10 protein-coding genes are annotated in these 12,212 nt (G+C 57.8%); 2 read left to right on the top strand and 8 right to left on the bottom strand.

The features are described 5' to 3' along the window. The first annotated feature begins 158 nt into the window (after positions 1–158). Entirely contained in the window at positions 159–899 is a 741-nt protein-coding gene (locus VGC62_RS04555; RefSeq protein WP_331185877.1) for a hypothetical protein, read from the top strand. Further along, the gene (locus tag VGC62_RS04550; protein WP_331185876.1) at positions 889–1,527 is read left to right on the top strand and encodes a hypothetical protein; all 639 of its coding nucleotides are present in this window, start codon (positions 889–891) and stop codon (positions 1,525–1,527) included. The genes VGC62_RS04555 and VGC62_RS04550 overlap by 11 nt, the downstream gene beginning before the upstream one ends. A 21-nt stretch (positions 1,528–1,548) precedes the next feature. On the opposite strand, the gene VGC62_RS04545 is transcribed toward VGC62_RS04550, so the two are convergent. From VGC62_RS04545 to prmA, 8 genes are all read right to left on the bottom strand, one after another. Next, entirely contained in the window at positions 1,549–2,145 is a 597-nt protein-coding gene (locus VGC62_RS04545; protein ID WP_331185875.1) for a MarC family protein, read from the bottom strand. Between the two features lie 66 nt (positions 2,146–2,211). Further along, positions 2,212–5,007 carry a hybrid sensor histidine kinase/response regulator gene (locus tag VGC62_RS04540; RefSeq protein ID WP_331185874.1) on the bottom strand — a complete coding sequence of 932 codons (2,796 nt, stop codon included), beginning with the start codon at positions 5,005–5,007 and terminating at the stop codon, positions 2,212–2,214. A gap of 95 nt (positions 5,008–5,102) precedes the next feature. After that, positions 5,103–6,398, bottom strand: coding sequence for a phosphoribosylamine--glycine ligase (purD, locus tag VGC62_RS04535; protein ID WP_331185873.1), 1,296 nt, complete (start codon positions 6,396–6,398; stop codon positions 5,103–5,105). A gap of 146 nt (positions 6,399–6,544) precedes the next feature. Further along, positions 6,545–8,152 carry a bifunctional phosphoribosylaminoimidazolecarboxamide formyltransferase/IMP cyclohydrolase gene (gene purH, locus VGC62_RS04530; RefSeq protein WP_331185872.1) on the bottom strand — a complete coding sequence of 536 codons (1,608 nt, stop codon included), beginning with the start codon at positions 8,150–8,152 and terminating at the stop codon, positions 6,545–6,547. A gap of 80 nt (positions 8,153–8,232) precedes the next feature. Continuing rightward, positions 8,233–8,553 (bottom strand): DNA-binding transcriptional regulator Fis, encoded by a 321-nt coding sequence (gene fis / locus VGC62_RS04525; RefSeq protein WP_007907419.1) that lies wholly within the window; start codon positions 8,551–8,553, stop codon positions 8,233–8,235. Next, entirely contained in the window at positions 8,550–9,563 is a 1,014-nt protein-coding gene (dusB, locus tag VGC62_RS04520) for a tRNA dihydrouridine synthase DusB (RefSeq protein WP_331185871.1), read from the bottom strand. The genes fis and dusB overlap by 4 nt, the downstream gene beginning before the upstream one ends. A gap of 271 nt (positions 9,564–9,834) precedes the next feature. Continuing rightward, on the bottom strand, positions 9,835–11,271 hold the full coding sequence (locus tag VGC62_RS04515) for a DUF3426 domain-containing protein (protein ID WP_331185870.1): 1,437 nt from the start codon (positions 11,269–11,271) through the stop codon (positions 9,835–9,837). Positions 11,272–11,328: 57 nt separating this feature from the next. Further along, positions 11,329–12,207, bottom strand: a complete 879-nt coding sequence (gene prmA, locus VGC62_RS04510; RefSeq protein ID WP_331185878.1) for a 50S ribosomal protein L11 methyltransferase — start codon at positions 12,205–12,207, stop codon at positions 11,329–11,331. Between the last annotated feature and the right edge of the window lie 5 nt (positions 12,208–12,212).

Genomic DNA, 12,212 nt, shown 5'->3' with positions numbered 1-12,212 from the left:
AAACTCTGGGACGGACTTGGGCTGGTTTCAATACTGGATACGATAAACCGGCTTAGCCGCCTGACCTGAACCGCCGTATACGGATCCGTACGTACGGTGGTGTGAGAGGACGGCGGATGTAAATCCGCCTCCTACTCGATACTATAGGGAATTGGCCAATGCATCAAGGCACAGAGGACGTTATTGTCAGCGGCGGGTGTTTGTTATTCACAGCCGGTGATTGTACTGATCGGGTTAAAGCCGACGCGGTTAACTCGTTGTTGTACACCCAACTGGCTGCGTCAAAAAAATACTCGCGTTTTGCCGAACCCGCACGTTGGAAGCAGACGCTTCTAACAGCACTTGGCAGGTTTGGCTGGATCCTCAATACGCATGAAACCATCAATCAATCTGCGAGCGATTACACCCACGGCACGGTTTGGAATTGGCTCAGAAGTGAGTTACCGGTTTTTATGCCTACGGCGATTGTCGCGCACGCAGAAGCGGCGGCCTTTGCACGTTACCGGGCAAATCCCGAACAGCGAGCTATTCAATTGTTTGCCAGCCAGGTCCAGCAACATCCTCCCGAGCCTTCGCCTACGCAGGATGAGGTTGAACAGTTGGAGCTAACCAAGTCTGACCATGGGACGCCTGTTTTGCTGTTGATTGGGGTTCTGGGCCCTCAATCGTCGCTGGACCTGCTAGCCGTTACGTTTATCAGTCGCCGGCCCCTGGCCGCGGATTTTTTGTTCCACCCTCTCTCTGTAAGCGACATCGTAGGCAACATCGAAACGACGTTCTGCTCGCTGCAGATGCAAGAACTCATCCACGCGCAATTTCGCGAGACATTTGAGACTGCCCTTAAAGACAGGCGCGCCGAGTACGTACAACCAATGCAGGGGGTGGCCCGTGTCCACTAGCGATGCACTGCTGGTTGGTGGGAATCTGGTGTCATTTGGCGCGGGCATCTCGCAAGACCTTCGTGACGACATTCTGGATTGCCTGCTGTACGCACAGCTATCTGCCGATAAAAAGCATGATCGTGGTCAGGGTTGGAAGCGTTGGATCGAGCAATATCAGCGTGTCATTCTGCAAAAAGGTAGCCAACTGACAGGGGCTATCAACCCGACGAGCCTGACAATCAAGCGCCTCAGTGACCTGCGTTACCTGCCCCTGAACCCCACTGGAACCGCAACATCGCCTCAACTGCGGGCATTGATGCGGACCTCGCTGGATATGCTTTTGAAGAGCGGGCATGCGCAAACATTTTTTAATACGTGGTTCAGCTCGGGGCGTTCCGAGAACTTTCAAGTGGTGCCCTGCGAGATGGACGAGCAAGGCGGGGTGACGATATTGGTGTGTGGGTTGCAGATGACCACCACGGCCCTCAGTCAGAACTTCTTTTTCTGGCAGGCGCTCGCCGGAGAAATGACCGTGCGCTCGAACGGGGCGTCCTTTCGTCTCACCGCGCAGAGCTATGAGCCGTATCGAAAACCGATTCGAGACTACCTGGCTGACAACGCTCTACGGAAAATTCTGGAGCTCTAACGTTCCGATGTCTGGCTGCGCTCAGGGCAGCAGGTAGCCTTTGACCCCGGTAAAGATGATCTGCGCAGCAAGCGCACAGACGAACAGGCCCATTAAGCGGCTAACAATCTGTAGGCCTTGCTCACCCAAAATACGCTCGATACTGTTCGACAGATAAAGCACAACGCCAACCGTCAAGCTGGCCAACGCGATACTGACGATGGCTGTGAGCTTTTCGTCCCAGTGCGGCTGGCTGACGCCCATTACCAACAAGGCACCGATGGTGCCGGGGCCGACAGTCAGTGGAATGGTCAGCGGAACAATGGTGACGTCTTGCTGGACGTTGTCGGCCTGGACCGCTGGCTTGCCCTGCGCCATGCCCAATGCCGAGATGAACAGCACACTGCCGGCGCCAATTCTAAAGGCGTCGGCGGTGATGCCGAATACGCTGAAGATCACTCTGCCAAATAGATACAAGAGGACACTGGAAATCAGGGTCGCGAGCGCGACTTTCCAGGCGAGATAACGACGCTCTTTGCGTGAATGACCACGGGTCAGGCTGATGAAACAGGACAGGACAAAGAACGGGCTATAAAGCACCAGCATCTTCAAATAAACGCTGAACAACACGTGAAGCATGGTTTTAGCTCGTGGCAGCTGGTAGGGACGTGGGGCAGTCTATCAGGCGTCACGAGCGGTTGAAGGTCAGTTTTGTTGATATTGATCGTCATCGCCCGCTTCAGCATTCGCCTGACGGATTGCGCGTTGCTCGACCCAGTGCTCGACCAGTTCGCGCAGTTGTGAAAGCTCGACCGGTTTGGCCATGTGCCCGTCCATGCCAGACTGACGGGCACGGTCCTTATGCTCAGTGAGAATGTGCGCGGTGAGCGCCACTATCGGCGTGCGAGCACGTTGATTGCCCACTTCCCAGGCGCGCAATTGTTGTGTCGCTGAAAAACCGTCGAGGATGGGCATTTCACAGTCCATTAGCACCAGGTCGTAGCGCTGGGCCTTCATCGCGCGCAAGGCTTCTTCACCGTTGCTGGCGGTGTCCGGTTGCAGATTGAGCTTGCCCAGCATGCCGCGGATGACTTTGGTGGAAATGCTGTTGTCTTCGGCCACCAGAATGCGGAAATCACTCGGTACGTCTATTTCAGGGCTGATGGCTGGCGCTGTCACCAACGGTGCCTGGCCTTTACTGCGTTGATTCAGTTCGTCGGCCAGCGTGGTCTTGAGGGTATAGCCGGCCACGGGCTTGGCGAGAATGCGCTTGATCCCGGCATTGCGGGCAATGACTTTGCTGGGCGCGTTGCTGATACCGGTGAGCATGATCAGCAGGATGTCGTGGTTCAGGCTTGGGTCTTCTTTGATCTTGGTCGCCAGTTGCATACCGGTCATGCCGGGCATGTTCTGGTCGAGCAGCACGATGTCGAAATAATCGCGCAAGTGAGCCTTGGTTCTCAGCAGCGCCAAGGCTTCTTTGCCAGATGACACCGCGCTGACATTCAGACCCCAGGCGCTACACTGCTGCACCAGCACTTTGCGACAGGTGTCGTTGTCGTCGACCACCAGCACCCGCGCGCCTTTGAGTGGGCCATCGAGATCTGCCGCTGGTTGTTCCAGGCGATCAGGGTCCAGCGGCAGGCTCAACCACAGGGTGCTGCCTTGATTGCTGCCGCTTTGAATACCGAACTCGCCGTTCATGAGCAGGATCAATTGACGAGCGATGACCAGGCCAAGGTGGCTGCCCACTTTGCTCGCCGCCAGAAAGTTCTTGCTGTGCAACTCTGCGTGCAAAAGCGCATCGCGCTCTTTGGGCGTGAGCGGTGAACCGCTGTCTTGCACGGCGATCCGCAGACGTGGTTTGCCGCCTCGGGAGTCCAGTGCGACCACCAGCAGAATCTCGCCTTCTGCGGTTTTTTTCAGGGCGTTTTCCAGCAGGCTCAACAGGGTTTGGCGCAAGCGAGTCGGGTCGCCGCTGATGACGCGCGGCACTTGTGGCTGGATGAAGCTGATCAGCTCCACGCTTTGTTGCTCGGCCTTGGCGCGGAAAATACTCAAGCAGTCTTCGATCATCGCGTTGAGGTCGAACTGCACGTCGTCCAACTCAATCTGCCCGGACTCAAGCTTGGTAATGTCGAGAATCTCGTTAATCAAGGTCAGCAACTCATTGCCGGCGCTATGAATGGTCTGCACGTAATCGCGCTGTTTGACCGACAGCGGCGTACCCAGCAACAGTTCGGTCATGCCCAGCACGCCGTTCATGGGGGTACGGATTTCATGGCTGATTTTCGCCAGGAATTCGGCCTTGGCGTTGATCTCAGCGGTGCTCGCGGCGAGTTCGCGGCTGATGCTGAAGTTGTCTTCGGTAATGCTGCGGTGGCGTTCGCTCAGGGCGATACTCATCAGCAGGCCGCACAGGCAGAATATCGCCAGCAGTCCGATGATCAACGGCTGCGCCGCAATGGTCGTCAGCCACAGCAGTGCTGGCAAAATCACCAGGCAACCCAGGTTGAAAACAATCATCGCGATGACGAACGGGCGAGCGGGTGAGTAGCCTTTTTGCAGATGATAGATGGACACCAGCGTAATAATCAGCGCAGTGAACGCAGCCAACAAAAAGGTCAGGACATTAAGCGGCAGTGAGTCAACGAACAACACCAGCAGCCCGCCAAAGCCTACGATCAGTAGCGAGGCCATGAGCAGTCGATTCAGCGCCTCGGCACCACGCTGCACGAAGAAGCAATGAGCGAAAAGCAGCCCTGTTGCCGCCGCCATCAGCAGTGCGATGTGTGCGCTGGGAGTTTGTGCAAGGTGCCAATGGGGGAGCCATAGCGCCTGAAGGTTAAGCAGCAGCATCGCACTCAGGCCCAGGCAGGCTTCGCAGGTTGCTAGCCACAAGCTGCTGGCGGAGCGGGTTTGCGCAAAACGAGTAATGTTTTGCAGGATCAGCATAGCCAACGAACCGAAGAACAGGCCCAGTAGCAAGGGTTGGCGTTCGTCGGCCGCCGTGGCAATTGCCGATTGCAGCGAAATATTGGGGCGCAGTTCTTGTTCGGACTTCAACCGCAAAAAGATATCCAGCGGTCTATCACTCTGTGCAATGGGCAGCAAGAAATCCACGGACGGCAGCGGTTGATCCGCTCTGGGAATGCTGTTGCCGGTGCGCGAGTGATCAATCAGGTTCTGGCCATCGAGCACGTACAGATCGACGGTTGCAAGGTCCGGCGCGAATATGCGCAACAGCTGTTCGTGGTCGCTGGGTGGCAGTTGGTAATGCAGCCACAGGGCAGCGTCACGGTTCGTGGCACTAATTTGATCGAGCTGGACCGGGCTGAATTGGGTTTCGTAATTGGCTGAGCGGACGTCACTGAGCTGTAGATTTGCTTGATCGTCGACGAGCGTCGACCATCCTGCACTGACCTCGGCAAACGCCATGGGTGTGCAGAGCAAGGTCAGCAGTGTGACGATGAGTCCTGTGGCAATCCTGAGCCAGCGCACGGCGAAATCCCTTCGTGAATTAAGCTATTTAACTCTGGGTGGCACTGGATGTTCAGGCAGGCACCGGCTGCTGGGTGCCTACCTGAATCAGGTTCTTACTCCAGGTTTCCACCGTTTTCACGAGCAATGGCGCGGTAGCCAATGTCGGTGCGATAGAAACAACCTTCCCAATCAATCTTTGCTGCCAACGCATAAGCCTGTTTCTGTGCGGCGCTGACGCTGTCGCCGAGGGCCGTCGCACACAACACCCTACCGCCTGCTGTCACAACCTGGCCATCCTTGAGCGCCGTCCCTGCATGGAACACTTTGCCAGGCAAGGTTGCTGCTGCATCCAGGCCGCCAATTGCCGCGCCTTTGGCGTAGTCGCCTGGATAACCGCCCGCCGCCAGTACGATGCCAAGACTTGGACGCGGGTCCCACTGGGCTTGCACTTTATCCAGCGCCTGAGCGAAGGCTGCTTCGATCAGCAAGACAAGACTCGATTGTAGACGCAGCATCACAGGTTGGGTTTCAGGGTCGCCAAAGCGGCAATTGAACTCGATAACCTTCGGGTTGCCTGCCTTGTCGATCATCAGACCAGCATAGAGGAAGCCTGTGTAAACGTTGCCTTCCTCAGCCATGCCTCGGACGGTCGGCCATATGACCAGATCCATCACACGCTGATGGACTTGGGCAGTGACCACCGGGGCCGGGGAGTAAGCACCCATGCCTCCAGTATTCGGGCCGCTGTCGCCGTCGCCGACGCGCTTGTGATCCTGGCTGGTCGCCATCGGCAAAACGTTCTTGCCGTCGACCATGACGATAAAGCTCGCCTCTTCGCCGTCGAGGAATTCTTCGATGACCACGCGGGAGCCAGCGTCGCCAAACACATTACCGGCGAGCATGTCGCGCACGGCATCCTCGGCTTCGGTCAGGGTCATGGCGACGATTACGCCTTTACCGGCAGCCAGGCCGTCGGCCTTGATCACGATGGGTGCGCCTTTTTCGCGCAGGTACGCCAAGGCTGGCTCGATCTCGGTGAAGTTTTGGTAATCGGCGGTTGGAATCTTGTGACGTGCCAGGAAGTCCTTGGTAAATGCTTTCGAGCCTTCCAGTTGCGCGGCACCTGCGGTCGGCCCAAAACAATCCAGACCACGGGAGCGGAACAGATCGACCACGCCCGCCACCAACGGTACTTCCGGGCCGACGATGGTCAGGGAGACATTCTTCTCGGCAAAGTCAGCCAGTTGCTCCAGTGCCAGCACGTCGATGTCGACGTTTTCGCACTTCGCTTCAGTGGCAGTACCCGCATTGCCCGGAGCCACGAAAACCTTCGCTACGCGCGGGTCTTGTGCAACCTTCCAGGCCAGTGCGTGTTCACGGCCACCGCTGCCGATGATGAGTACGTTCATTTCAAAAACCTCGATGACGCTAATTCTGTGTGGAGTCGGTTGGCGACCTTGTTCCTGTAGGAGCCAACTTGTTCGCGAGGCGGTGGCCCTGCATACACAGGGATATCGCCTTGCGAACAAGTTCGCTCCTACAGAGGATCAAGCACTCAGTGACGGAAATGGCGCATCCCGGTGAACACCATTGCTATACCGGCTTCATCCGCTGCCGCAATCACTTCTGCATCGCGCATCGAGCCGCCTGGCTGGATCACTGCCGTGATGCCCACCTTGGCCGCGTTGTCGATGCCATCGCGAAACGGGAAGAACGCGTCCGAGGCCATGACGGCGCCTTGCACTTGCAGGCCGGCGTGTTCGGCCTTGATCGCCGCGATGCGTGCCGAGTTGACGCGGCTCATCTGACCGGCACCGACACCAATGGTCTGGCGGTTCCTGGCGTAGACGATGGCGTTGGATTTAACGAACTTGGCGACTTTCCAGGCGAAGATCAGGTCGTGGATTTCTTGCTCGCTTGGTGCGCGTTTAGTCATGACTTTTAGGTCATCGGCGCTGATCATGCCGATGTCGCGGCTCTGTACCAGCAGGCCACCATTGACGCGTTTGAAGTCCCACGCCGGAGCGCGCTCGGCAGCCCACTGGCCGCTGATCAGCAGACGCACATTGGCTTTGGTGGCGACGATGGCTTGCGCTTGGGCACTGACGCTTGGTGCGATGATCACTTCAACGAACTGACGCTCGACGATGGCTTGAGCCGTTTCGGCATCCAGTTCGCGGTTGAACGCGATGATACCGCCGAAGGCAGATTCGCTGTCGGTGGCGTAGGCCAGTTCGTAAGCCTGACGGATACCCCCTTCGTCATCTGGGCTAACAGCCACACCGCATGGGTTGGCGTGCTTGACGATGACGCAGGCTGGCTTGACGAAGCTTTTCACGCATTCCAGTGCGGCGTCGGTGTCGGCCACGTTGTTGTACGACAGTTCTTTGCCTTGCAACTGGGTCGCGGTCGCGATGCTGACTTCGGCGGGCCTGGCTTCAACGTAGAACGCCGCGCTTTGGTGCGGGTTCTCGCCGTAGCGCATTTCCTGCGCCTTGATGAACTGGCTATTGAAGGTGCGCGGGAATTCGCTGCGCCCGGACGTCGACAGAGTGTCGGCGGTCTGGTCGACGCTGCCCAGGTAGTTGGCGATCATGCCATCGTAGGCGGCAGTGTGTTCGAACGCCTTGAGCATCAGGTCGAAACGCTGTGCGTAGGTCAGACCGCCCGCTTTCAGGCTTTCGATCACTTGCGTGTAATCGCCGACGTTGACCACGATGGCCACGTCTTTGTGGTTCTTGGCGGCAGATCGGACCATGGTCGGGCCGCCAATGTCGATGTTTTCGATGGCGGTCGGCAGGTCGCAACCTGGCTTGGAAACAGTTGCTTCAAACGGGTACAGGTTGACTGCGACCAGATCGATTGGCTTGATGCCGTGCTCGCTCATGATGGCGTCGTCGATGCCGCGACGGCCAAGGATGCCACCATGGATTTTCGGGTGCAGGGTCTTGACCCGACCGTCCATCATTTCCGCGAAACCTGTGTAGTCCGCGACCTCGACCGCAGCGACGCCGTTGTCCTTGAGCAGCTTGAAGGTGCCGCCGGTGGACAGGATTTCGACGCCCAGGGCTTCGAGTTCACGGGCGAATTCAAGGATTCCGGTCTTGTCGGAAACGCTGATCAAGGCACGGCGGATCGGCAGGCGGGTGGTCTGGTCGGTCATCTCAACTTCCATCAAAAGCAAAAAAGAGTCAGCAAAAAAACGACCGCAGGGGCATGAGGTCGCTTTTCTGTGTTGAATGCTTACAGCAGATCGTACTGCTTGAGTTTCTTGCGCAAGGTGCCGCGGTTCAGCCCGAGCAGCTCGGAGGCCTTGGTCTGGTTGCCCTTGACGTAGTTCATCACGCATTCGAGCAACGGCGCCTCGACTTCGGAGAGCACCAGGTTGTAAACATCAGTGACGGCCGCACCTTCAAGGTGAGCGAAATAATTGTGCAGCGCCTTCTCAACGCTACCACGCAGGGTCTGACCCTCTTCGCTCGGCGTGTTGAGGTGCTGTTTCAAATTGACGTTGTCGCTCACGGGTGTCGTTCCACTCACTAAAGTCTCTGTCATCATCGTCATGCGGCCACCTCTTGTTCGTTCCCTGCATCCGGGCTTTTATCGCGTTCAAGAAAGAACTCCCGAACGCTGGCGCACTGTGCTTGCGTATCTTCCAAACGATTGAACCTGGCACGAAACTCTCTTGCGCCTGGCAGTGTTGCGAGATACCAACCGACATGCTTACGGGCGATCCGCACACCCAACACGTCGCCATAGAAAGTGTGAAGCGCAGCCAGATGCTCTAGCAGAATGCGTTCCACTTCACTGAGCTGCGGCGCGGGAAGTTTTTCCCCGGTGCGCAGAAAGTGCTCTATCTCGCGAAAAATCCACGGTCGCCCTTGGGCGGCCCGACCAATCAACAGTCCATCGGCACCGGTTGCGTGCAGCACGTACCGGGCTTTTTCGGGTGAATCGATGTCGCCATTGGCGAACACCGGAATCGACACGGCCTGCTTGATAGCGGCAATGGTGTCGTACTCGGCTTCGCCGGTATAGAGATCCGCCCGAGTCCGACCATGCACCGCCAGGGCAGTAATGCCCGCTTGCTCGGCAATCCTGGCGACAGTAAGGCCATTTTTGTTCGCCCGGTCCCAGCCGGTGCGAATCTTCAGCGTAACCGGGACATCGACTGCGCCGACCACCGCCTGCAGGATGTCGGTCACTAACTGCTCGTCCTTCAACAGTGCTGACCCGGCGGCCTTGTTGCAGACCTTCTTTGCCGGGCAACCCATGTTGATATCGATAATCTGTGCGCCAAGTTCAACGTTTGCACGTGCTGCGTCCGCGAGCATTTGCGGATCTCCACCTGCGATCTGTACCGAGCGCGGCTCGGGATCACCTTCGTGGATCATGCGCAGTCGCGATTTACGACTGTTCCACAGGCTCATGTCACTGGTGACCATTTCCGACACCACCAAACCTGCGCCGAGTTGGCGGCAAAGCTGGCGGAAAGGCTGGTCGGTGACCCCTGCCATCGGGGCGAGGATCAAGCCGTTATGCAATGTGTACGGACCGATGCGTACCGCCGACATAGGGTGTACCTGTTGTGGGGCCGAATCACGAGGTCTGGTCCAAATAATGCTTTCAATAGCTATTCAGACGGGACCCAGAGTATGAAAAAGGGTGGGCATGATACCCGCTCTCGATGACTGGATAAAGGCTGAATTGGATAAAATCTGAACAGTTGATTCGTTATCGCGAACAGTTCGGTTGCGGCTCGCATTGTCATCAAACTGTTGTCGTCTTTTCGACGACGGTGTGCTGCATTGCGGTGCGCGATAGCGCTACTGCGTAACCGGCTTTTTACTCCGGCGAGCGGAAACTCAAGCTGTAGTTCGCGGCTTTGGCGCCTGGATCGAGGATATCCAGTGAAATGTGGATCGGTGTCTGCGGTGGCATTTCTTCTTTGCCTGCCAGTTCACCGCTCAGGTATTCGCCCGGTTTGAAGCGACGACTGGCAATGAGTTGACCGTTAATGTCAGCGAATCGCAGCTCCAGCAGCGGAAAAGGCTGAGAAAACGAGGCACGATTGTAGATGATTGCATCGACCACCAGCGCGCCCTGAAAGTCGGGGTGGCTACGCACCACCAGATTGCTGCTCTTGAGCAGCGTGATGTCCACCTTTGATGGCACCTTGCAGCCCACTTGTGGGCAAAGCTCCTGGAACAGCGGTCGGTATTGATCCTGCCGGGCGAGTTCGTCAAAGTGGTACCAGACGTACTGGCCCGCGAGGGCGCCCAGAGCAATCAGTACCAACAGCAGCCAAAACAGCCGCCGCCCCCAGCGCGGTTTGGGTTTTTGCCAGGCCAATTGCAGCGGATCATCCATCAGGTCGAGCAGGGCGTCATCACGCAAGCCCGGTTCATTACGACGGCGCTTGCTGCGCGACTCCGGTTCAGCCTCATCACTATCATGATCACGATGGGCCTCGTCATCACCATCGAGCGCGGAGAAGCGTTCCGGCGTAGGGTCGTCGCGTTCTAGTTCGTCGGTGGCGTCGCGTTTGTGACCGAAGTCTCGCTCATGGTCAATACCTTCAAAGTCGTGATCAATCAGCGTGGTGTGCTTGACCGGCTCATCGTCGAAATCATCCGCTTGAGAGGACAGTGACGGCTCTGTGCGGTTGTCATGCGTCTTGTAGGGTTGCTGGTCGTCAGGCTCGTAAGACGTTTGCAGCGGGGCATCGTCGTTACGCCCACCGACGACTTCGGCTTTCAGTTCGGGGAGCTGATCGACGTCATCGTTGGTCAGCGCTTCGTTCCAATGCTCGTGTGCTGTGTCGGCGTCGCCACGGCGGGCGCTCATGGATTCGACGTGATCAAGATCGCGCGTGTTATTGGCTCGGCCGAATGACTCGGGCAACTGGATTTCCCGCTGTTCGAGTCGTGCCAGTTCGACGTCAAGATCGTCGAGATCCAGGCTGTCAAGATCCAATTGCGGCGGTTCATGTTTGACGACGGGCATCGGCGGTTCGATGACTGGCTCGGGCGCAGGAGGCGTCGAGGGTGCAACCGGGAGAGCCGCAGGCGTGGCGATTGGCGCTGCTGCGTTTTGCTGAGGCGCTGACGTTTCCGGCGCTTGAGGCTGCTCTGCACGCTGCTCCAACAGTTGTTTCGCTGCGTTGAAAACCTGCAGGCACGAGCCGCAGCGAACCACTCCGCGAGCCACGCTCAATTGAGCGTGGCTGACGCGAAAACTGGTCTGGCAGTGCGGGCACTGAGTGACGAAACTGTCGGTCATGCGGGTATCCGGGGGTTCAAGCTAGCGCCTTATGGTGGTTGACGAAGGAGTCGGCCGTTAACGACGGCGCCCCGTAATACGTACCCAGCCATCGCGGTTGGCGATGGGGTCAAGGTCAAAGGTTTCGGCATAGGCAGCGGCAACGTCGTCGCCTTGCTCGGCGAGAATGCCGGACAGCGCCAGACGGCCACCGGGTTTGACCAGTGTTGCCAACTGAGGTGCCAGAGACACCAGAGGGCCTGCAAGGATATTAGCTACTAGCACATCGGCCTGCTCAGTCGGCAAGTCTTCGGGAAGGTACAGTGGAAAACGCTCGGGGGCGATGTTGTTGCGACCGGCGTTATCGCGGGACGCTTCCAGCGCTTGGACGTCGATGTCGGTACCGACCGCCTGTTTTGCACCCAGTAGCAGGGCGGCAATGGCCAGAATGCCCGAGCCGCAACCAAAATCCAGCAGGTTGCAGCCTTTGAGGTCCTGACCGTCGAGCCATTCCAGGCACAGCGCGGTGGTCGGGTGAGTGCCGGTGCCAAATGCCAGCCCCGGATCAAGCAGCAGGTTGACAGCGTCAGGCTCCGGTGCCGCGTGCCAGCTTGGCACGATCCATAGCCGCTGACCAAATCGCATCGGCTGGAAGTTGTCCATCCAGCTGCGCTCCCAATCCTGATCTTCGATCACTTCATGCATGTGCTCGGGCAGTTCGTCGCCGGTCAGCAGCTTCAGGTGAGCGAGCACCTGCTCGGCGTTGGTGTCGGCTTCGAACAGGGCAAGCAGATGAGTGTGCGACCACAATGGCGTGGTATTGAGTTCGGGCTCGAAAATCGGTTGATCTTCAGCGTCCATGAAGGTCACGGACACCGCGCCGACTTCGAGAAACGCGTCTTCGTAGGTTTCGGCTTGTTCTGGGCTGATGGCGAGACGGACTTGCAGCCAAGGCATGGCGG

It is taken from the genome of Pseudomonas sp. (assembly GCF_036404235.1).
Lineage (GTDB): Bacteria > Pseudomonadota > Gammaproteobacteria > Pseudomonadales > Pseudomonadaceae > Aquipseudomonas.
The sequence above is the reverse complement of the archived record's forward strand: the minus strand, read 5'-3'. Positions and strand labels throughout refer to the sequence as shown.